This is a genomic window from Bacillus sp. LUNF1 (assembly GCF_011008975.1).
Lineage (GTDB): Bacteria > Bacillota > Bacilli > Bacillales > Bacillaceae > Bacillus > Bacillus velezensis.
Genome location: NZ_CP048876.1, coordinates 831,370 through 852,453, shown reverse-complemented (window position 1 = coordinate 852,453; position 21,084 = coordinate 831,370). Strand labels below are relative to the sequence as shown.

Here is a 21,084-nt window from a genome sequence, read left to right as displayed (position 1 = left end):
TTGTGAGATAATGGTTTTTTCAAAAAAAAGACCTTGAATAATTGGTATGATCCCTGTATATTACTTTATTGTTTAGCAAATCAGCCGACAGGGAAATGTAAGTGTCAGCCGTTCGTTCGGCACATAATTTATTAGAGAAAGGAATGCACGCACAAACCAATGAAACTTGGTGCCCGCATTTTTAAAACAGGGATTGCGATTACGCTCGCGCTCTACTTAGCATCATGGATCGGACTTCCGTCGCCGATCTTTGCCGGGATTGCAGCTATATTTGCCATACAGCCCTCTATTTACAGGTCTTTTCTTATTATTATTGATCAGGTTCAGGCAAATATCATCGGCGCTGTCATCGCTACGGCATTCGGACTGATTTTCGGACCGAGTCCGATTATGATCGGATTGACCGCAGTGATTGTCATCACGATCATGTTAAAACTGAAAATTGAACACACCATTTCGATTGCGCTCGTGACGGTTATCGCAATTTTAGAAACACCGGGAAACAGCTTCCTGACGTTCGCTCTGATACGAACAAGCACCGTTATTTTAGGCGTGCTGTCTTCTTTTATTGTGAACCTTGTGTTTCTTCCGCCGAAATACGAAACGAAGCTGACTCATCATACGGTTGAATATACCGATGAGATCATGAAATGGATCAGGCTGACGATGCGCCAGTCCACGGAACACTCGATATTGAAAGAGGATATTGAGAAGCTGAAGGAAAAGATGATGAAGCTTGATCATACGTACCTTCTTTATAAAGAGGAGAGAAGCTACTTTAAGAAAACGACGTATGTAAAGTCGCGCAAGCTTGTTTTATTCAGACAGGCGATTATTACGGCGAATCGGGCGCTTGATACGCTGAAAAAGCTGCACCGCTATGAAAACGAGATTTATCATATGCCGGAGGAATTTCAGGAGACGCTGACAGAAGAAATTGATTATCTGCTTCATTGGCACGAAAGGATTCTGATGCGGACGGTCGGCAAGATCAAACCGCATGATGACGATGCTGAAGAAAGCATAAGATATAAACAGCTTTTGACGAAGTCTTTCTTGAAAAATCAGCAGAACTGCGAGGATGAACTGCTTGATTACAATATGCTCAGCATTATGGCTGCGGTTGCGGAATACCGCGAGCAGCTGGAGCATCTCGATACATTAATTACGAGTTTTCAGACATACCACCCGGAAGACAGCGAATTAGAAACAGACGAAGAGTAACCCGGTGCTTCCGTAAAACCGGGTTTTTTTGCATTCAAAAAAACTTATGCCGCCCATTCGGACGGCATAAGTTTTTGTATCAGTTCAAATTCTGAATCGTAAATAAGTGTCTGTACTGGCCGCCTTGGGCCATTAATTCCTCGTGCGTGCCGGTTTCGACGACGGCGCCGTTTTCCATGACGACAATTTTATCCGCGTGCGTAATCGTGGACAGCCTGTGGGCGACGATAAATGTCGTCCGGTTTTTCGCAAGCTTTTCCATCGCTTCCTGAATGTAGTGTTCACTTTCAAGATCAAGAGCCGATGTCGCTTCATCCAAGATTAACAGCGGCGGATTTTTTAAGAATACACGCGCGATGGAAATCCGCTGTTTCTGCCCGCCTGACAATTTGACGCCCCGTTCGCCGACTTTGGTTTCGTAGCCTTCGGGGAAATTCATAATAAATTCATGGGCATTTGCCGCTTTCGCAGCCGCAACCACCTCATCCAGAGACGCTCCCGGTTTACCGATGGCGATATTTTCACGAATCGTCTCACTGAACAGAAACGTATCCTGAAGCACCATTCCGACTTGATTGCGGAGGCTCCTCGCTTCATACTCGCGAATATCCGTTCCGTCAATCAGCAGGCTGCCGCCGGATACATCATAAAAACGCGGTATGAGGCTGACAAGCGTCGATTTTCCGCCGCCGCTCATCCCGACGAGCGCGACGGTTTCCCCTTTTGTCACCTTTAAGGAAACGTCCTGCAAAATCGTTTCTTTTCCTTCCTCATAACGGAACGAGACATTTCGGAATTCGACTTCGCCCTTAATGTCGTCAGCTTTTAGTGCATTCGGTTTATCAGTCAGTTCATACGGCTCGTCGATAAATTCAAATATGCGATCCATTGAAGCGATCGACTGGGTCAGCGTCGTCGATGAGTTGATCAATCTTCTGACCGGGTTGTACATTCTGTCAATATAGCCGACGAACGCAACCATCGTCCCTACCGTCAGCGGACCGTTTATGACAAAATAACCCGCAAACGCGATAACAAGCAGCGGCGCCAAATCCGTAATGGTATTCACGACTGCAAACGTTTTTGCGTTCCAATTCGTATGACGGATCGCCCTGTCCAGAAAATGTCCGTTTTTTTCATCAAAATTGGCTTGTTCATAATCTTCAATGGCGAAACTTCTGATAACGGGCATCCCCTGAACTCTTTCGTGCAAATGTCCTTGAACTTGGGCAAGTGCCTGAGAACGCTCACGTGTCAGTTTTCGGAGACGGCCGTAAAAGTATTTCACTGAAATTCCGTATAACGGAAACAAAATGACAGATATCAATGTCAGCTTAACATCGAGTGTAAACATAATGCAGATGACGATCAGCACCGTCATCATATCAAGCCAGATATTCATCAGTCCCGTTATGACAAAGTCTTTTGTCTGTTCGACATCATTTATCACCCGGGAAATGACTTCGCCCGTTCTCGTGTTGGCATAAAACCTCAGGCTCAATTTTTGAATATGATCAAACAATACCCCCCTGATATCGTAGAGCACCCGGCTGCCCGTCCATTGCGCGAAGTATTGCCGATAGTACTCTACCGGGGGACGCAGAATTAAAAACAGCACGAACATGATGCCCATTATCGTGAATAGCGATGATGTTTTAGCGCTTGCCGTTCCGCTCCCTTGAATAATGTCATCGACCACGTATTTTAACAGAAGCGGGAGAGCCAGCGGGATGGAGAATTTTATGATGCCGATTAACACTGTGATAAAAATTTGTTTTTTATAAGGTTTTACAAATTGCATATAGCGTCTGATTACGCCCACACTTTATCCCCCTCTCTCTTTAAGGCGTGTGAGCCCATGTGAAAAACCTGTTGACACCCCAACAGGTTTTTTATTGTATCTTTATTTTGTATAGCGCAGATACCGTTCATACCACATATCAACAAATTCCGGAGCAAACGGTCCTTTCCGCTGATGAATCCAGTGCAGCAGCGTATTCAGATACTCCTTCAGAATGCTGTCGATCTCTTTAGGGTAATTCATTGATTTGCGGTGGTCATCGTATTCATCCTCGTCAAGAATGTTATACGTCATATCCGGAAACACCTTGACATCCAAATCGTAATCAATATATTTGATGGCCTCTCCGTCATAAGCGAACGGCGAGCTGATGTTGCAATAATAGTGCACCCCGTCATCTCTCAGCATTCCGATGACGTTAAACCACTGACGGGCATGAAAGTAGCAGATCGCCGGTTCTCTCGTCACCCACGTCCGTCCGTCGGATTCCGTCACCATTGTCCGGTCGTTGGCTCCGATGATACACAATTCCGTACTTTTTAAAATCGTCGTTTCATTCCAAATTCGATGAAGCAGCCCGTTATGCTTATAGCTGTGAATTTGAATGGTTTCTCCTTCCTTGGGATACCCCATATTTCTCCCCTACTTTCTGTAAAGCCCTGCAGTCAATGCAGCCGCAATTGCTTTCCGACAAGTCTTTTCACTATTATAACGTTACGAATTAAAAAATGAAAATAAAAGAACCACTCCGCTTCCGGAATGGCACATTCATTTCTGCACATAGGAAGACGGCTTTTCCGTGCTGCGATAAGACTGGATGACTTGCTCTGTCTGCCTTTGGAATAACTCCTGTATGCCGGCCAGGTCTTTTCGCTTTGTCGCAATTTCGTCCTGTACATTGTCCAGCTTTGCATCTCTTTCCAGACTGATGAGTTCCGCTTCCACCTGCCGGCAGCGGTCAAGTTCTGACTGCAGCTCGAGAAGCTGATCCATGATTTTCATCTGTTCACTTACAAGCTTTTCAAACTCTGACATCGGGTTCCTCCTTAGGCTTTTAGGTTGATACTCCTTACCATTTCGATTTTCCGCCGGAAAACCCTTTGACTCATTCTGTAGAGGAATCACAAGTTTTGTCGTTTTGGCAACAAAAAAAAGCACTTCATCCGAAGATGAAGTGCTTTTTCGTTTCAGTGATTAGCTGTTTTGTTGTTTGTTTTGTTCAGCAGATTGGTTTTGCTTTCTTACCTGCTGCACATCAGTTTCACTGCCGAATTCAGTGCCGAATTGACCCTGACCGGAAGCTGATTGCTGGTTTTGTCTTTTCACCTGCTGAACGTCTGTTTTGCTGAATTTTGAGTTTGCCATTGTTATCACCTCCACGCACTTTAGAATGCGCAGGAGACGATAAGGCTATTCATCTTTTTTAAAACTTATACGAGCAGAGAGCGTCCGCCGTCAATTATGATGGTCTGACCGCGGATCATGTCCGCTTTTGAAGAAACTAAAAACTCCACCGTATCGATCATATCTTTAATTTCGACCATTCTGCCGGCCGGCGTATTTTGGCGGGCATCTTCCAGCAGTTCATCTCTGTTAGGGAAATGCTTCAGCGCGTCCGTATCAATCGCTCCGCCTGACACCGCGTTTACGATGATATTTTTCGGAGACAGCTCAACCGCCAGATAACGGGTTAACGCTTCTAAAGCGGCTTTTGAGACACCGACCGTCGTATAGTTTTCAAGATAGCGGATGCTGCCGAGCGAGCTGATGCTGACGATGTGGCCGCCTCCGTTTTTCTCCATCATCCTTGCCGCTTCCTGGGCGCAGAAAAGCAATGCTTTCGCATTGATATTCATCGTCCAGTCCCAGTGTGTTTCTTCAAGTTCCATAACCGGTCTCAGCACGCCTGAAGCCGCATTATTGACGAACACGTCCAGTCTGCCGAATGTTTCGTCAATCTGGCGGAACATGTCTTTGATTTTTGCCGGCTGGCCGACATTGGCTTTAATGACGAGCGTTTTCACGCCGAGTTTTTCAATTTCTTCGGCGGTTTCTAATGCCGCTTTTTTACTGCGGGCGTAATTGATGACGATGTTGTATCCTTTTTCCGCGAGTCTGATGGCCGCTGCTTTCCCGACGCCGCGGCTGCTTCCCGTGATCAGTGCGCATTTATTTTGTTCCATTTTTCCTCAGCTCCTTGCTGTGTATAGTTCTTTTCATTCAACAAACAATAAAAGCAATATGTGTTGAAAGGGGTCTTTTATATGTATGTCGGACGTGATATGGGCGAATTGGCCATGATGCCCAAAAAAGATTGGAGAGATTCAGAGCTCGCCTATTTCCATCATGCCTTCCAGCAAATTATGCCGTATTTAAACGAAGAAGGCCAGTCCAAATACCGGGAACTGATTCAGGAAATCGAAGCCCGCGGCGGACTGAAACGGAATGAAGCGGATTACGGCCACGGCACTCGCGTCAGCTATGACTGACGCTTTTTACAGGCGGCCGCTTTCTTCCGCCATTTTCCATATCTTTTGATGGGATACGGGAAATGCGTATTCCTCGAGCTCCTCTTTTGTGACCCGTATGAATTCCGTTGTATCCGACACTTGTTTTACTTTACCGAAAAAGACCGAAATATTCCAGACGAGATGGGTGAAAACATGTTCTACGATGCCTTCCAGCTCCCCAATTTCAGCGGTTGTTCCCATCTCTTTTTCTAAATAGGCTTCAAGCTGCTCTCTTTCGGTTTTGATTCCTTTCTGGGTTTCGGTATTCGGAAACTCCCACAAGTTGGCGAGCAAGCCTTTTGGCGGCCGTTTATGAATATAGACATCGCCTTGATCGTCTGTCAGCACAACGGCTGCCATTGTTTTTATTCCGGGCTTTTTCTTTTTGCTTTTAACGGGCAGCTCCCGCTCTGTCCCTTCCGCAAATGCCGAGCAGTGCTTTTGTACGGGGCAAAGCAGGCAGGACGGCGATTTCGGGGTGCAGATGATCGCGCCGAGCTCCATTAAACCCTGATTGAATTCAGATGGTTTTTCATGAGAAATGAAAGCGGATACCGCCTGTTCGAAAATGGTTCTGGTTTTAGGTTTTGCGATATCGTCCCATATGGAAAGAATTCTCGACATGACACGCATCACATTGCCGTCTACGGCGGGAATCGGTTTGTTGTATGCGATGCTGAGCACGGCGCCTTTTGTATAAGGGCCGACGCCTTTCAGTCCGCCAAATTCCTTTTCCTCGGCAGGGACGACTCCCCCGTATCGCTCATGCACTTCTTTTACAGCGCTTTGCAGATTTCTTACACGGGAGTAATAACCCAGCCCTTCCCAGGCTTTGAGCACTTTTTCCTCATCGGCTTCAGCGAGCGCCGAAACGGTCGGAAATTGCTCAACAAACCGCCGGAAATAAGGGATGACGGTATCTACGCGCGTCTGCTGCAGCATCACCTCTGACACCCACACCCGATACGGGTCCTGATTTTCTCTCCACGGCAGAATTCTCTGTTCTCTTTCGAACCATGTAATTAAGTCCTCGCGAAATTTGTCTATATCTTTTTGTTTCATTTTTTCTTCAAGTGCGTTCATATCTTCTCCTCAGATGTTTCGGGTTCCGCTTTTCTTGACACCGTATTTTGGTGTAAACTTAGGGCACGTTACGATAATATGTTACATTAAATAGTGATAAAGAAAAAGCGGAAACATATGAGAACGGCGGATAAACGCCATGATTGGGCAAACAGAAAATGGGGAATATCTTATAATGCGAAATATGCGGGCGACTGATTGTTAACGCCTGCTAGGAGGTCAACAATGGATACTGGCACTCACGTTGTCATGGGTATCGCGCTTGGCGGAATCGCAACTCTTGATCCTGCCGTCGGCATGCACACCCCCATGTCTCAGGCAGTTATGATCGCCGCTCTTGCCGGCTCTCAGGCACCTGATATTGATACCATATTGAAGCTGAAAAATAATGCCGTTTATATTCGAAATCATAGAGGGTTCACGCACTCCATTCCCGCCGTTTTATTTTGGTCCGTTCTGATTCCGGGTATTTTGTTTATGTTTTATCCGGAAGCGAACTTTTTGCACCTGTGGCTGTGGACGCTCCTCGCTGTCGTGTTGCATGTGTTTGTTGACATTTTTAACGCGTACGGCACACAGGCCATCCGCCCGTTTTCGAGAAAATGGATCGCTCTCGGTTTAATCAATACCTTTGATCCGTTTATTTTCGTCAGCCATTTGGCCGCGATTGCTGTGTGGTATATCGGAGGTCATCCGGGCGTGACATTTCTGATGCTTTATATCATCCTCGCAGGATATTACGCCGTCCGGTTTTTGATGCAGCTGCGGATAAAGCGAAGGCTGCGCGAAATGATTGAAGAGGAGATTGAAACCATCATTATTTCGCCGACGATGAAATTCAGGCAGTGGCGTATCGCCGTGACGACGGCGCATGCCTTTTATGTCGGCAGAAGCCTTGACGGCCATGTCGTGATATTGGATACATTCAACCGCGTGCCCGTTCCGGAAACCGATGTGATGAAGGCCGCGAAACAGGACGAAAATATTGCAGCCTTTCTTTCATTTTCCCCCGTTTACAGGTGGGAGGTCGATACCTTTAAAGATCATTATGAGGTGCGCTTTATTGATTTGCGCTACCGGAGCAAAGGCCACTATCCTTTTGTCGCCATCGTCCACCTCAGTCATGATTTAGAGCTTCTCTCTTCTTACACGGGCTGGATTTTCAGCGAGGAAAAACTGCAGAAAAAATTAAAGCTCGGCTCTGTTTAAGAGCCGGGCTTTTTTTGTCTTCTCACATATAGAGCCGCAAACACGAGGCTGATCACCGATAGAGCGGCCGCGGGTTTAAAAAACGGCGGGTAATACGTTAATTGAATATCGTTTTTTCCTTTTTGCGCTTTAAATCCGATGAAGGAATAATCCGCTTTTTCAATCTGCTCCTGTCTGCCGTTTATCTTCAGCTCCCAGCCTTTTTCATATGGAATCGGAAGCATGATATACGGCGCGCGGGTTTTGTTTTCATACGAGATATGAAGCGTATTTCCGCGCCAGCTGAGATCGGCCGGCGGTTCTTTTTCCGCTTTTCGGTATACGCTTTTCAGCGTATCGTACCGTTCTTCATAAAGCGCCAGTCTGTCAAGCTGATACGACCCTTTCGGCAGACGGATTTGGATGTTTTTTGTTTTCGGCACTCTCACAGTAAGATCGTTGACACCTGTTTTGTAAATGGATTGATTCGATTTTCTCGTTGTCGTGTAATCGTTCACTTTTAATGTAAAGCCCTGGTCCTTCGCTTTATTCTTCAAATAAAAGCTGACGTAATAATCGCCGCCGTCCATCTTAGCGGCTTGCGGCGTAATGATCAGGCCGCCGCCGTCTTCGTTTACCGTCAGGATGCCGTTATGATAATCGCCATGTTCGGCCGCTACCTCTGCATGGCGGATCATATTTTTCGCCTCAGGCGCTTTTTTCGTGTTGATTGTGCTTGATTTCATGACGATCCCGTCAAGCATTGCCCGTTCCCTGGCAAGGGCGGGAGCTTTTTTCAGGCCGCCCTCGTTATATACGCGATCGGCTGTCCGTACGAACGGAAGCACATATTGATTTTGATAAACCGCATAATGGTTTGATTCCATGATTTTTTTGAACCCGTACGGCACGCCGGCCTCGTTTGTTTTTTCCGTCATATAATATTTTCCGTAAAGCAGGCTGTATAAATTAGCCCTGTTTCCTAATGTCGCATAGCGGCTGACGCTTTCTCTGCCCATGTCAATCTGGAGGTCGTTCCAGTAAAAGGACAGCAGATTACGGTTCAGTATGCTTGAGTATACGCTGAATCCGTTGAACCCGTATATGATCGGGGTGTTATTGAAAACACCGTTCATCCAATCTAAACGGGCAAACGGATCAGGGTCTTTTTCTTTCAGACGCTGAATGAGCTCCGATTGTTCTTTGCCTTTATAGCCAGCACCCGTCATAAATGTATGCGATACCGTATAAATCTTCCCGCCTTCTGATAAAGCATATTTTTCATATGTATTAGCCGTAAGCACAGCCGTAAGCAAAATGACGGCATAGACGGCGGGCACCGCGCCTTTCAGTCTTGTCTTTGCTGCAAAGAAAGCGGCTATGCTCAGCACCAGAAGAAGGATGACGGGCAGGTTGGCGTGATCAGAAATATCCAGACTGTACCGCCTCACCTGGCTCCAATAGAGCAGAACGACGAGTACGGCGGACATCAGCATACTCTTCATGCTGATGTCTGAAAGCTTAGAAAGCCCGGCTGAAACCGTTCCGGCAATCGTGAAGCAGAGGACGTATTCAAACCTGTTCTGCGGAGCTGAAAAACCGTTAAAGGCACTTGCCGCAAACGGACTGAAGTGAAACAGAATATACAGCAGACTGATTCCCGCAAACAGCCGGAACAAGCGGTTTTTGTATAAAGTAAATGTAAATAGAAAAAGCAAAAAAGCCGCCGGCAGGATGATAATCCGGCTTGAAAATAAAATGTTGTCGGAAAAATCAAGCCAAGCAATATGCTCTGAATACGGCGGCCGCAGATTATGAAGGTATCCGTATACGACAGGAATAAAGGAAACTGCGCTTATGCCGAACCCGAGAAGACCCGACAGAATAAATATCCTGCATTGAGTGAGCCTTTTCGCCTCATTGCCTTCAAGGGGGATCACCCACCTGAATAAGATATAAATGCCGATGAAAATCAGATTAATATACGCAAAATAAAAGTTGTTGATCAATGTCAGCGCACAGGCGAAGATAAACCACGCCGGCTTTTTTTCCCTGATGATTTTTTCCGCGCCCAACACAAGCAGCGGCAGCCACACCATACTGTCAGTGAAAAAGTCCCAATATACCTCATGCCGGAAGTAGATAATCGAGACCCCGTACAACACGGCGCCGGCAAAAGCAGGCACCGTCCGTTTGACGAAATAACGGAATACACACGCCGCCGTGAATATGATAAAACTCTGCTTGGCAATGCTGATAAAAACGGAGGCCTGCGCCCAGAACAGCGCATCAGCCTCGCCCGTCAGCTGAATAAGCTGCAAAAAGCGGACAGCGGCGGAGATAAACAGGAATAGAAAAGAAGTAGAGAAATAATAGCCGAGCTGACTGTACACTCCCCCGCCCAGTCCGAACGAATAGCTGTAAAACAGCCTGCCGTTCATATATTGATCAAACAGCAGCTTTTTGAAGACCGCCATTTGGGCGATCCCGTCTCCAGACCCCGTCATATAGCGGCCTGCCGACCACTCTTTTAAGAAAAAAATATGAGCGGCTGCCGCAGCCAGCACACAGGCTGCCGGCAAGATCCATTTATTTTTTTTCATACAACGTCCCCAGACCCTGCGCACAGCGGCGGCTGTTTAATGGTTCCACTTGCGCTTTTTTGTATAATTCGTTTCATTTTGTTCTCCGTATGTTATATTCGCTTCTTTAATTAAATAGTGCGGGCGTTTTTTTGTTTCATAGTAAATCCGGCCGATGTATTCTCCGATGATGCCGAGACTCAAAAGCTGGATGCCCCCTAAGAACAGCACGGCGGAAATAATGGTGAAGTATCCGGGTACGGACACGCCGTGTGTCAGAATCTGAACAAAGGTCGTTACAATATAAACCATCGACAGAAGAAGTATCAGAATACCGGTGAAAAAGCATACCCTCAGGGGCTTGTTGTTGAAGGAGACGACACCGTCCATTCCGTAGTTGAACAGATTACTGAATGACCATTTGGACGTGCCGTTCTTCCTTTCGACATTTTCATAAAACACGATTTTCTGGTCAAACCCGATCCAGCAGAACAGCCCTTTCGAGAAACGGTTCCCTTCACTCAGCTTCAAAAGGGCATCAACGGCCTGCCGGCTCAGCAGGCGGAAATCTCCGACCCCGTCACGCAGATCCACTTCGACGGCTTTGTTGATAAATTTATAATACAGGGAAGAAAGCACGGAACGCACAGGGCTGTCCCCTTTTCGGTTGCGCTGCGCGATGACTTGGTCATACCCTTCTTCATAGCCTTGAATGAAGTCTTTCAGCAGATGGGTCGGATGCTGCAGATCGGCGTCCATCACGATTACCGCTTCGCCCTGCACGTGTTCAAATCCTGCCAGAATGGCCGCTTCTTTCCCGAAGTTGCGGGAAAAAGATATGTATTTGACGCGATGGTTTCTGGCGGCCAGTTCTTTAATCTGCTGAAGGGTGTCATCCGCGCTTCCGTCATTGATGTAGAAAATTTCATAGTCATAATGAATCGTCTGAAACTCTTTTTTTAAAGATTCATGGATGAGCTTGACATTGTTCCCTTCATTGTAAGACGGAATAATAATTGAGATTAACCTTTGTTTCATGAAGGCACCTTCTTTGTATTATTCTTTTTTTAGGACGGCCTTAAAGGAATTGTCCGCAAAACTTCAGTAAGGCTTTTCCTTTTTTTAATGACGTTTAAACCCTTTTTTTGTTACACGGGCAGAAAATTTTTTCTGCATATGGTTTATATTTTGTCATGTTTTTCGGCAGATATGAGAAAAAAAAAGAAAAAGTCTGTACGCGGGACAGACTTTATTGCTGAAGGTATTCATGAATCAAATGGCTGACGATGCGCGGTTTTTCGTGAATGACCCAATGTGAGGCATCGTCTATAAAGATTAAGTCGCCGTTTGGAATCATCCGTTTTGTTTCCTTGGCGAGCTTTTTGCTCAGCGCGCGGTCATTGACGCCCCATATTAATCGGTACGGAACGGGCATTTTTAGCGGAACGGCAGGGCCTAAACCGCCGGCTCTGATCGCCCGGTACCAGTTCAGCATCGCCGTGAGCGCTCCTTTTCTGCCCCATGCCTGTTTGTAGCTGTCGACATCTTCCCGTGAAAAAAGCGCCGGGCGTTCGGATAAGCCGATCGCGTGATCCAATACGCGGTAATTGTCTTCAGACAATCTCCGTTCCGGCTTTTCCGGAAGCTGAAAGAAAGCGATATAAGAGCTTTTCTTCCACTGCGGCGGGTAGAACGGTGTGACCTTCCGCATAACCGCCGGGTGCGGGATATTGACCGTGATCAATTTTTCAACGTATTGCGGCCGCGTGGATGCCAGATGCCAGGCCACGGCTCCTCCCCAATCGTGTCCGATGACGACGGCTTTGTCATCTGTAAAATGAGTGATCAGCCCGATAATGTCGTCTCTGAGCGTATCAATGGTATAGTTTTCAATGCCCTCCGGTTTGTCACTGAGATTATAGCCGCGCTGATCAGGCACGACAACATGGTATCCGGCATCCGCCAGCGGTTTGATCTGGCTCTTCCAGCCGTACCAGAATTCCGGAAACCCGTGCAGCAGCACCGCCAAAGGACCGTCTTTCGGACCGGCTGAAGCCGTGTGCAGCGTCACTCCGTTTGTTTCGATCATGTGAAACGTAATGTCATTCATCGATTCTCCTCCCCGTTTGTTTCAATCTTCTTTCTGTTAAGACGATGATCAGTACGCTGATCGCAATCAACAATACGGCCTGAACGATCAGGGCGAACGGCTGAGTCAGCCGGATAAGCAGGCTGCCCGCAAATCCAGCTGCCGCCGATATAAGGCCGAACAAAATCATGAGGAGCGCACTGAATCGATTGCCTTCTTTCCACTGCGACTCATCCGCCATAGAGCGCTTCGTCCGATATCCGTACAGGCTGTTGATCGACTTCGGCGGAAAAAATGTGACTAAAATGCCGGCCGCAGCCATCAGAAGGCCGCCGATTGCCATTATCATATCCGTCACTCTCCTTTTCATCTTTTACGAAAGGAAAGGCGAAAGGTTTCAGAAAAAAAGCAGGCTCATTCGCCTGCCTGAATCTTTATTTTCGATTTAAGTCGGCCGTTTTCACATAACCTGCTTTCCCGCCGTATATGACGTACGCCCATTTACGGTCAAACCCTCCGTCATGGCTGAACCCCCAGCCGAGCACATTGACGGTTTCACCCGCTTTAACGAACCCTTTTTTGCCGGTTTCCAAAGTCGGCGTATAAAAAGCGGTTTGTTTCGCCGTCACCGCCTTCACCGGCTGCTTCATCAGAAAATGTGTGGAGATATAGGCTTTGTGACCTTTGTAGTCAATTTCAGCCCAATCTGCTCCTTGAAGCCGTTTAACCTTTACGGAATCCTCTGAACGAAGCGTGCCGATAATCGACCCTTGTTTATTTGGTTCTTTGCGGACGTTAAGTTCTCCTGCTTTCACGATATATGTATCTGCTGCGGTGTCTATTTTTGTCTGGTGCACTGCTGCGGCATTCGCTGCCGGATCAAAAAACACGGTGCCTGCGGCTAAAAATAAGCAAAGTCCTGCGGCCGGAATAAATGCGGTTAACCCCTTCTTCATGTTCATTGTGGTTCCTCCCCGCTATTTTATGAGTTATTACACATTTCCACATTCCGCGGGTCGTCAAACATGATTTTCCCATTTCTTTTATAAAAAGAAAAAACCGCCGGACGGTATCCGGCGGGCGCACTGCTATGTTAATGCAGGAGACCCCTGCTTTGATCCAAATAATGAGAAACGTCTTCCCGAACGCTCTGGAACATATGGAGCTTGCTGCCGTATGATTCGATCCATTCCTTGACGACGCGTTCTGTCATTTGCTCTCCTTGATACGGGCGGCCGGCTTTTGCGTAAGTCGCTTCGAAATCTCCCCATAAAAGCTCAACCCAAGTTCGCGCTTGCAAATAGCTGAGCATGTCATTTTTCTCAAGCAGCAAATTCGTCAGTTTGTCGATATATGTATTCATGTCTCTGTCTCCTTTCCTTGGGAAAACCTGCTGCTTTTACGCAGCTTGTCACAGGCATATACTAACTTTACGTCTTCAATCCAGAAGGCGCAACCTTTTGATATTGGCCGAGGGGGAAAACAAATGGTCCGGAACAAGGCAAAAGGATTTCCTAATCAGAACAATAATAAGTTTGAAGGCGAACCGCGGGCAAAGGATGACTACGCTTCTAAACGGGCGGACGGTTCAATTAATTCGCACCCGCAAGAGCGCATGAGAGCTTCAGGCAGACGATAACACACACCGTAAGAGACCGGGAATGAGCCGGTCTCTTTTTTTGCAGAAAAAAACATCCTTTTGCGGTCATAACGCTAAATAAATTCCATAATATGTTAAATGTTCAACCGAAAGCCGGTAGACAAAAAAGGAGGGGTTTTATAAAATGAAGACAGTTTCCAAACGATTGCTGAGCCTTACCGCATTCTTACTGTCAGTTTCATTATTTGCTGTTTCAGCTGAAGCAGCGGGCAGCCCGCAGACATCTGTATCAAACAGCGGTGAGGAGTTTGACGCCAATCTGAATCAGCCTGTACAAACAACACAGACATCCCCCGCTTATGAAGGAACGGGCCTCACCAAAAGACAGCTTGCACAAAACAGCAAAGCTGACATCAAGTCATTAAAGCCTTCCAGTATTATTGGGACAGACGAACGAATCAGAATTTCTCCTACAACATCATTTCCATATCGCGCGACAGCACAGCTGACCGTCACATACAGCGGCAGCACAAGCACCTACGGATGCACCGGTTTTTTTGTCAATGCCGACACGATCGTTACGGCGGGACATTGCGTGTATGACCAGAAAAACGGCTGGGCATCGAAAATTACGGCAGCTCCCGGCCGCAACGGGTCATCGTACCCGTACGGCTCTTATTCAGGAAAGACATTCTACAGTGTCAAAGGGTGGACAGAAAACGGTGACACAAACTATGACTACGGCGCAATCAAAGTAAACGGGTCGCCCGGGAATACTGTCGGCTGGTACGGCTACCGGACGACCAACAGTTCCAGTCCGACCGGGCTTTCCTCAACCGTGACAGGATATCCGTGCGACAAAGTGTCCGGTTCCATGTGGTCGGACAGCAAACCGATTCGTTCTGCCGAGACATATAAACTCACCTACACGACAGATACGTTCGGCTGTCAGAGCGGATCGCCCGTTTACCGCAATTACAGCGACACCGGCCAGACCGCCATTGCCATTCATACAAACGGCGGGTCGTCTTACAATCTGGGAACAAGGGTGACAAACAGTGTATTCGACAACATTCAATATTGGTCAAATCAATAAAGCTTTTGTTTTCTTTCTCGCGGCGGCCGTTTTATGCGGATGCGGCAAAGCGGATGATTCCGCCGCCAAAAAAGCACTGCCCGTTACGCTCCGTGTTGAGGATGCAGACGGTTCACCGGCGGCCGGTGTGACGGTCACCGTGATGAAAGCGGCGGAGTCAGATCATCAGCCGAATATAGACCGCGGAGAGATAATAGGCAAGACTGATCACCACGGCGAGATTGCATGGAAAAGCGGCGCAAAAGGAACCTATGCCGTCGTTTTTGAAAAAGACGGAGTACCGGAAACCCGGAATATTTCCTTAGCTGAGAGTGATAAACATACGGTGATCAGCATTACATTGAAACACTGAAAAAAGCTTGCAGGCGGAATATCCCCTGCAAGCTTTTTGTTATCCTTTATGCACTTGATATTCATAAACATCTTTCTTCTCAGACAGATGAGCGAACGTGGAAAGCACAAGGCCGAGAGCTGTCATCAGCGCACCGCCGGCAAACAGCCATGAGTAAGATCCCGTTCCGCCGAGAATCAATCCGCCGATCCAGGCGCCGAGCGCGTTTGCCAGGTTAAAGGCGGAAACGCTCACCGCAGCGGCGATTGTCGTGCCGTTTTCAGAAGAAGAAATAACCTTGGTCTGCAAAAGCGGCGGCGTGCCGAACGCACATGCGCCGAATAAAAATGTCGCTGAAACCGCGGCGGCTGGAAAAACGGCGATATAAGGAAAAATCGCCAAGACGCCGATCAAGCCGATCATCACACCGATCATCGTGCGCGTCAGCAGTTTGAGCGGCACTTTCCCCGCGAAGAAATTCCCCGCCACTCCGCCGAGACCGTAGGCAAATAATGCGCCTGTAATGCCGACTGTGCCGAACCCCGCTGAATCTCTTAAAATCGGCTCAATAAACGTGTAAGCGATAAATACGCCTGAGTAGCCGAGAATGGTGATCGCAAAGGAAAAAATCACTTGTTTATGCTTAAAGACACTCCATTCATTCATCAGCATCGGAATCACTTTCGGTTTCCGGTTCGGTACGACCAGCATCAGTCCGATCAGCCCGATCATGCCTAAAACGGAAATAATGAAAAAGACGGCCCGCCAGTTAAGGGCATCTCCTAAATATGAGCCGAACGGGACGCCGAGCATCAGCGCCACGGTTAATCCGCCGTTCATGGAAGCCGCGGCGGCGGAACGTTTTTCAGGCGGCACCATTTCACTCGCAAATACCATGGCGATCGCAAAAAAAGCTCCGTGGATGGATGCGGATAAAATTCTGGAAATCGCCAGCACGGCGAAGTTCGGCGCAAAGACGCTCATCAGGTTGGCAAGGACGAAGATGCCCATCAACCCCAGCAGCACCGGCTTTCTCGGCAGCTTAACCGCGATAATGGTTACGATCGGGCCCGTCAGGCAGACGCTTGCCGCGTACGCCGTAACAAGCATGCCCGCTGAAGATACATGTATATGAAAGTCATCGGCAATCGACGTCAGAATACCCATGACAGCATATTCCGTATACCCGATGGAAAATGTGCAGATCATTAAAACAAAAATCATTAATTTCACAGATGGCTGTTTCATTTTGATATTCAACGCAAATCGCCTCCTTTTTATTTAAAAAACAACGAATTCCATCTTAAAAGATATCAAAAATGAATTCAATCATTTTTTACTGAAAGGTTGAAACGAATGTGCCCGAAAAGAAAAAGAGGCCGGAACCGGCCTCTTTTGTTATTTTTTTTCTTTTAAAACGGAAATCGGCAGTGCTTCTTCCCCGTCTGACGGGGAAGATCTGTGTCCCCAGGCGAATACGCCGTTGATGTAATCAATGCGGAAAGTGTCATCAGAACCTTCTATCTGATACACCCCGCCGGGCCGAAAGTCTTCCGGGTTCAGCATGTAAGCTTTGGCCATCGTAATTTTCCGTTCAAGCACGGCCAGTTCATTTACAATGCCCATCTGTTCCGCTTTTCGCGCTTTTTCCGTCAGTCCCGCAATTTCTGTCTGAAGTTCATGAGGCGTCATTTGACTGTATCGTTTGTCCATTTCAGTTTACTCCTCTTCCTGCAAGAATTGATCAATATCGTCAATCGAGAATCCTTTTCTGAATAAGTACTGTTTAACCTTCATTCCGCTTTCATAGCTGCCGTCATAGCGGTATTTCCTGATCGCTTTTTCCGCATGAGCCTTCAGAGCTTCCATCTCGGCTTCATCATCATTTTCATACTCCGTCTGCTCCAGAGCGGCATTGATGACGTCGAAAGGGAAACCTTTTCGCTGAAGCTGCATCTGCGCCCGCTGTCTGATCTCTTTTGTGGACAGCTTTTTGTCCTTTTTCAGGATTTTGCTGATATGTTTCAGCGCTTCTTGTATCTGCTCATCAAATGTAAACGCACTGAGCGTCTCCTTGATGGTATCGTCGTCTATTCCTTTCGCTTTCAGCTCGCGGAACAGGACGTCAGGGCCTTTGCCGTTTGTTTTTTTGTGGGTGCTCGCATAGGCTTCGGCAAATTCTTTGTCATTTAAGTAGCGGTAATCGTACAGTTTATGGATGACTTCAGAAATGACCATGTCCGGTGTTTCTTTTTTCTTCAGATGATCGCGGACTTCTTTTTCAGAGCGCATCCGGTATGATAAAAATTCTACGGCGCGGTTAAAGGCTTTTTTCACGTCATCGCCGTACTGGATTTCAAGAATGTCAAGCTCGTCCAGTTCTTTCCCTTTTTTCAGGTCATAACGCACAAGCACGTCGGCGTCGACGCTGAATGCATATTTCTCATCAAGAAAGATGTTGAAGCGCTCGGTATTTTTCTTTTGGGTCGATATTTTTGTAATAAACGGCATCCCGGTCTCCTTCCCCGCCCCGATGTTCAGGCGTTTTTCTTTTTGGCAAATGAGGTACAGTATATATATCAACGTGTAAGGAGAGATGGATATGAATATCGCGATGACAGGCGGCACTGGTTTTCTGGGCCGGCATCTGACAGGTGTGTTTACCCGCCGGGGACATCATGTCTATATTTTATCAAGAAAACAGAGAGAAACCGAACAAAAAAATGTGACATATGTTCAATGGCTGGCCGAAAATGCGGCGCCTGAGCGCGAGCTTCCCCCTATTGATGTATGGGTGAACCTCGCCGGCAAATCCATCTTTGACCGCTGGACGGACACAACGAAGGAACAAATCATCTCAAGCAGAATAGAAGCGACGAGAGAAGTCAGACGGATTATGAAGCAGCAGCCGAAAAAACCCCGGGCTTTGATTCAGGCCAGCGCCGTCGGCATTTACGGCACAAGCACAGAAAAAACGTTCACCGAACAGTCCGATACGTCAAATGAAGACTTTCTCAGTCATACGGCTCGTATGTGGGAGCGTGAAGGCCAGAAAATTGAAGCGCTCGGCATCCGGACGGTATATGCCAGATTCGGGGTGATGCTCGGTGAAAAAGGCGCCCTGCCGCTCATGGTTCTCCCTTATAAGCTGTTAGCCGGCGGCACCATCGGCTCTGGACGGCAATGGCTGTCATGGGTTCATGTGGATGACGCCGCGGGACTCATCGCTTATGCGGCGGAGCATGATGACTTGTCCGGTCCCATGAATGTGACATCGCCGAACCCCGTAGAAATGAAGCAATTCGGAAAGACGATCGCAAGCGTCCTGCACCGCCCCCATTGGATTCCCGTACCGGAACTTTTTCTGGAGAAGACCTTGGGAGAAATGAGCCTGCTGATCGTAAAAGGCCAGCGCGCCCTGCCTAAGCAGGCGCTGACATCCGGTTTTCAATTTACATATGAAGAACTTGATTTGGCTTTAAAGGATCTCTTATCTGCATAAAAACGGAAATAAAAGCCAATCCTATTGGTATTCTGTTTTGAAGGAGGGTCTTCTTTTATGGAAAAGAAGCGCGAAAAACATCAGCAGGGAGCCAATCTGAAAAAAATGCAGGAAGTCCTTTATTCCGGTGAATTCAAAAAAGCGGAAAGAGCAGCCAAACGGAAATAAACTGAATAAAGATCAGGACCGGGCAGATACTATGTTTGTTTGATATCACTTTTTTCAGGGGGCGATTGATATGGGCAGAAATCATACTCACAAAAACCGTGATAAAAACAAACAAAAACTTCCTCAAGTTCCGGATGCTTTGAAACGCGAAACAGACGGCACGTACGAGGAATATTCAAGCGAGCTTGCTGATTCCGCTGACCGCGAAGCGCAGGCGCGGATGAAAGCCGCTGACAACAGAGCTAAAAGCAAAACCCGCTAATACGAAATCCCCGCCTCTGTATAGAGACGGGGATTTTTTTTACAGTTCGGTAAACAGGCTTTTTGCCGGCGTCCGTTCTTTCGCCTTAGGCTGTTCGTCCGGATAGCCCGTTTGAATGATGGCGGCAAAGCGCTCATTATCAGCAAGACCGAAGTCTTGGTGCACCTGTTTGTCATACATGATGCGGCCGCTTTTCCAGACCATGCCGATGCCGTTTGAATGTGCGAGAAGCTGAAGGTTTTGAATCATGCCGCTCAGCGCCGCGAAATCATCGTTTCTCGTAAATTCATTTTCATCTTCTTTTAAGACGACCAGTAAAAATCCCGGAACGGCGCTGAGGTTTTTTCTCATGTTCCGCTCTTTTTCCTCGTTGAAATCATCTTTTATCTTTTTGAAAAATGAGACGTAGCTGTCCGCAAGCTTTGCTTTTCCCGCTTCGCTTGCTGCGTAGATAAAACGCCATGGCTCCGTCAGTCTGTGGTTCGGTGCGTAAACGGCCGTTTCAAGCATCTCTAATATGACTTCAGAAGGTACGGTTTCCGGTTTAAACGACCGGATGGATCTTCTGTTTCTGATTGTATGTGCAAGACTTTCGTTTTGCTGTAATTGTTCGGTTTTCGGCATGCCGATTCACCTTCCTATCCAAATGAAAATGATTATCATTTATAATATAACGGATACGACCGGCTTTTGTAAACCGTTACGGAAGCTGAAAATTGATTGTTTCGGCATACACGGCCGTTCCCGTCATCTTGATGTTCATCTTTTCGTTATCTTCTGTAATCCTGATTTCCACTTTTCCGTCTTTCCCGATTTCCTGGCCTTGTTCAATCGTGAGGCATTCGGCTTCGGAGCCTCCGTATTGCCGCATATAGGCCGCCATGACGCCTGAAGCGGTTCCCGTGACGGGATCTTCGGTCGTACCGGAGAAAGGGGAAGAAAAATGGCGTCCGTGCAGATCACTTTCCGGATGAACGGTTTCAAGAGAAAACGGATGAACGCTCGCTTTCGGAAGATCGCGCAAAATAGCGGGGAATTGTGCGTTGTCCGGCACCATATTCCGTGATGCTTTAAGTGATCTCAGCGGAACAATCAGTGTCCAGATCCCCGTTGATCCGTAAACAATCGGCAGCTCGCTGTGAAAATCCTCAGCCGTAATTCCGAGCGAGGCCGCAAGCTTTTCTTTGTCGCCCGTAAACGGCAGAAATTGCGGGGGAGCCTGTTCGAGTGTGATGTATACCCGGCCGTTTCGTTCAGCGGCTTTTGCGGGAAGAATGCCGGCTTTTGTTTCAATTTGATATGTCTGATCAGCCTGAAGCCTTCCCTTTTCAATTAATGCGTAAAGAGAGGCGACGGTAGCATGTCCGCATAAATTCATTTCGTGGCCGGGTGTAAAATAGCGGATGCGCAGATCGGCTTCTCCGCTTTTACAGAGAAATGAGGTTTCATTGTACCCTGCCATTTCGGCGATCATCTGCATCTCTTCATCTGAATAATCATCTCCGTTAAAGACGATTCCCGCGGGATTTCCCAAATCCGGAATATCGGAAAACGCTTCATATTTAAACACGGTTGCCTGTTTCATTCATCAGCCTTCCTTTCACCTTATGATCATGTTATTCAGTATAACAGAGTGAAATTAGAATTT

General features: G+C 47.3%; 25 protein-coding genes and 1 pseudogene. 9 read left to right on the top strand and 17 right to left on the bottom strand.

What is annotated here, in order from left to right; genetic code table 11:
* Positions 1 to 159 precede the first annotated feature (159 nt).
* Positions 160 to 1,224 (top strand): aromatic acid exporter family protein, encoded by a 1,065-nt coding sequence (locus tag G4O42_RS04325; RefSeq protein ID WP_032872419.1) that lies wholly within the window; start codon positions 160 to 162, stop codon positions 1,222 to 1,224.
* Positions 1,225 to 1,303: 79 nt separating this feature from the next.
* Here G4O42_RS04325 and G4O42_RS04320 read toward each other — a convergent pair whose 3' ends face one another.
* The 5 genes and pseudogenes from G4O42_RS04320 to fabL form a co-directional block, all read right to left on the bottom strand.
* On the bottom strand, positions 1,304 to 3,046 hold the full coding sequence (locus G4O42_RS04320; protein WP_032872417.1) for an ABC transporter ATP-binding protein: 1,743 nt from the start codon (positions 3,044 to 3,046) through the stop codon (positions 1,304 to 1,306).
* Positions 3,047 to 3,127: 81 nt separating this feature from the next.
* Positions 3,128 to 3,658 (bottom strand): nucleoside tri-diphosphate phosphatase, encoded by a 531-nt coding sequence (ntdP, locus tag G4O42_RS04315; RefSeq protein WP_003155475.1) that lies wholly within the window; start codon positions 3,656 to 3,658, stop codon positions 3,128 to 3,130.
* Between the two features lie 135 nt (positions 3,659 to 3,793).
* Positions 3,794 to 4,060 (bottom strand): YgaB family protein, encoded by a 267-nt coding sequence (locus G4O42_RS04310; RefSeq protein ID WP_003155476.1) that lies wholly within the window; start codon positions 4,058 to 4,060, stop codon positions 3,794 to 3,796.
* Between the two features lie 159 nt (positions 4,061 to 4,219).
* Positions 4,220 to 4,372 (bottom strand): annotated as a pseudogene (locus tag G4O42_RS04305) (gamma-type small acid-soluble spore protein); the annotation flags it as partial.
* Positions 4,373 to 4,455: 83 nt separating this feature from the next.
* The gene (gene fabL, locus G4O42_RS04300) at positions 4,456 to 5,208 is read right to left on the bottom strand and encodes an enoyl-[acyl-carrier-protein] reductase FabL (RefSeq protein ID WP_032872413.1); all 753 of its coding nucleotides are present in this window, start codon (positions 5,206 to 5,208) and stop codon (positions 4,456 to 4,458) included.
* A gap of 81 nt (positions 5,209 to 5,289) precedes the next feature.
* Between fabL and G4O42_RS04295 the strand changes: the two genes are divergently transcribed.
* A complete protein-coding gene (locus G4O42_RS04295) occupies positions 5,290 to 5,514 on the top strand; it encodes a hypothetical protein (RefSeq protein ID WP_007408563.1) in 225 nt (74 codons plus the stop codon).
* 6 nt (positions 5,515 to 5,520) lie between these two features.
* On the opposite strand, the gene mutY is transcribed toward G4O42_RS04295, so the two are convergent.
* Positions 5,521 to 6,618 carry an A/G-specific adenine glycosylase gene (gene mutY, locus G4O42_RS04290; protein WP_007408562.1) on the bottom strand — a complete coding sequence of 366 codons (1,098 nt, stop codon included), beginning with the start codon at positions 6,616 to 6,618 and terminating at the stop codon, positions 5,521 to 5,523.
* Positions 6,619 to 6,843: 225 nt separating this feature from the next.
* Between mutY and G4O42_RS04285 the strand changes: the two genes are divergently transcribed.
* A complete protein-coding gene (locus G4O42_RS04285; protein WP_003155481.1) occupies positions 6,844 to 7,827 on the top strand; it encodes a metal-dependent hydrolase in 984 nt (327 codons plus the stop codon).
* Here the strand turns inward: G4O42_RS04285 and G4O42_RS04280 are convergent.
* The 6 genes from G4O42_RS04280 to G4O42_RS04255 form a co-directional block, all read right to left on the bottom strand.
* A complete protein-coding gene (locus G4O42_RS04280) occupies positions 7,824 to 10,409 on the bottom strand; it encodes a YfhO family protein (protein ID WP_032872411.1) in 2,586 nt (861 codons plus the stop codon). The two genes, G4O42_RS04285 and G4O42_RS04280, sit on opposite strands and share 4 nt — an antisense overlap.
* A gap of 36 nt (positions 10,410 to 10,445) precedes the next feature.
* Positions 10,446 to 11,426: a glycosyltransferase family 2 protein gene (locus tag G4O42_RS04275; protein ID WP_032872409.1), complete on the bottom strand. Its 981-nt coding sequence runs from the start codon at positions 11,424 to 11,426 to the stop codon at positions 10,446 to 10,448.
* Between the two features lie 211 nt (positions 11,427 to 11,637).
* Complete coding sequence (locus G4O42_RS04270; RefSeq protein WP_032872407.1) at positions 11,638 to 12,498, bottom strand: alpha/beta fold hydrolase; 861 nt, start codon at positions 12,496 to 12,498, stop codon at positions 11,638 to 11,640.
* Positions 12,491 to 12,826 (bottom strand): SdpI family protein, encoded by a 336-nt coding sequence (locus G4O42_RS04265; RefSeq protein WP_032872405.1) that lies wholly within the window; start codon positions 12,824 to 12,826, stop codon positions 12,491 to 12,493. The genes G4O42_RS04270 and G4O42_RS04265 overlap by 8 nt, the downstream gene beginning before the upstream one ends.
* An 85-nt stretch (positions 12,827 to 12,911) precedes the next feature.
* Positions 12,912 to 13,439, bottom strand: coding sequence for an SH3 domain-containing protein (locus tag G4O42_RS04260; RefSeq protein ID WP_032872403.1), 528 nt, complete (start codon positions 13,437 to 13,439; stop codon positions 12,912 to 12,914).
* Between the two features lie 131 nt (positions 13,440 to 13,570).
* Positions 13,571 to 13,840, bottom strand: coding sequence for a YfhJ family protein (locus G4O42_RS04255; RefSeq protein WP_003155492.1), 270 nt, complete (start codon positions 13,838 to 13,840; stop codon positions 13,571 to 13,573).
* 123 nt (positions 13,841 to 13,963) lie between these two features.
* On the opposite strand from G4O42_RS04255, the gene G4O42_RS04250 reads away from it, so the two are divergent.
* The 3 genes from G4O42_RS04250 to G4O42_RS04240 all read left to right on the top strand — a co-directional run bounded on the left by G4O42_RS04250 (position 13,964) and on the right by G4O42_RS04240 (position 15,525).
* Positions 13,964 to 14,116, top strand: coding sequence for a small, acid-soluble spore protein K (locus G4O42_RS04250; RefSeq protein ID WP_003155495.1), 153 nt, complete (start codon positions 13,964 to 13,966; stop codon positions 14,114 to 14,116).
* A 145-nt stretch (positions 14,117 to 14,261) separates the two neighbouring features.
* A complete protein-coding gene (locus G4O42_RS04245) occupies positions 14,262 to 15,173 on the top strand; it encodes a trypsin-like serine peptidase (RefSeq protein WP_032872401.1) in 912 nt (303 codons plus the stop codon).
* Positions 15,136 to 15,525 carry a DUF2606 family protein gene (locus tag G4O42_RS04240; RefSeq protein ID WP_032872398.1) on the top strand — a complete coding sequence of 130 codons (390 nt, stop codon included), beginning with the start codon at positions 15,136 to 15,138 and terminating at the stop codon, positions 15,523 to 15,525. The genes G4O42_RS04245 and G4O42_RS04240 overlap by 38 nt, the downstream gene beginning before the upstream one ends.
* Positions 15,526 to 15,564: 39 nt before the next feature.
* On the opposite strand, the gene G4O42_RS04235 is transcribed toward G4O42_RS04240, so the two are convergent.
* From G4O42_RS04235 to recX, 3 genes are all read right to left on the bottom strand, one after another.
* Complete coding sequence (locus G4O42_RS04235; RefSeq protein WP_025284446.1) at positions 15,565 to 16,758, bottom strand: MFS transporter; 1,194 nt, start codon at positions 16,756 to 16,758, stop codon at positions 15,565 to 15,567.
* 144 nt (positions 16,759 to 16,902) lie between these two features.
* Positions 16,903 to 17,217: a YfhH family protein gene (locus tag G4O42_RS04230; RefSeq protein ID WP_007408553.1), complete on the bottom strand. Its 315-nt coding sequence runs from the start codon at positions 17,215 to 17,217 to the stop codon at positions 16,903 to 16,905.
* Between the two features lie 6 nt (positions 17,218 to 17,223).
* Positions 17,224 to 18,015: a recombination regulator RecX gene (gene recX / locus G4O42_RS04225; RefSeq protein ID WP_032872395.1), complete on the bottom strand. Its 792-nt coding sequence runs from the start codon at positions 18,013 to 18,015 to the stop codon at positions 17,224 to 17,226.
* A gap of 91 nt (positions 18,016 to 18,106) precedes the next feature.
* Here recX and G4O42_RS04220 point away from each other — a divergent pair, with 91 nt between their 5' ends.
* The 3 genes from G4O42_RS04220 (at position 18,107) to G4O42_RS04210 (ending at position 19,436) form a co-directional block, all read left to right on the top strand.
* Entirely contained in the window at positions 18,107 to 19,006 is a 900-nt protein-coding gene (locus G4O42_RS04220) for a TIGR01777 family oxidoreductase (RefSeq protein ID WP_032872392.1), read from the top strand.
* Between the two features lie 57 nt (positions 19,007 to 19,063).
* Positions 19,064 to 19,174, top strand: a complete 111-nt coding sequence (locus tag G4O42_RS04215) for a YfhE family protein (RefSeq protein WP_003155504.1) — start codon at positions 19,064 to 19,066, stop codon at positions 19,172 to 19,174.
* Positions 19,175 to 19,244: 70 nt separating this feature from the next.
* Positions 19,245 to 19,436: a YfhD family protein gene (locus G4O42_RS04210; RefSeq protein WP_003155508.1), complete on the top strand. Its 192-nt coding sequence runs from the start codon at positions 19,245 to 19,247 to the stop codon at positions 19,434 to 19,436.
* Between the two features lie 39 nt (positions 19,437 to 19,475).
* Here the strand turns inward: G4O42_RS04210 and G4O42_RS04205 are convergent, their stop codons facing one another.
* The gene (locus tag G4O42_RS04205; protein ID WP_032872389.1) at positions 19,476 to 20,060 is read right to left on the bottom strand and encodes a nitroreductase family protein; all 585 of its coding nucleotides are present in this window, start codon (positions 20,058 to 20,060) and stop codon (positions 19,476 to 19,478) included.
* Positions 20,061 to 20,136: 76 nt separating this feature from the next.
* Positions 20,137 to 21,021: a PhzF family phenazine biosynthesis isomerase gene (locus G4O42_RS04200; protein ID WP_032872386.1), complete on the bottom strand. Its 885-nt coding sequence runs from the start codon at positions 21,019 to 21,021 to the stop codon at positions 20,137 to 20,139.
* Positions 21,022 to 21,084: the final 63 nt, after the last annotated feature.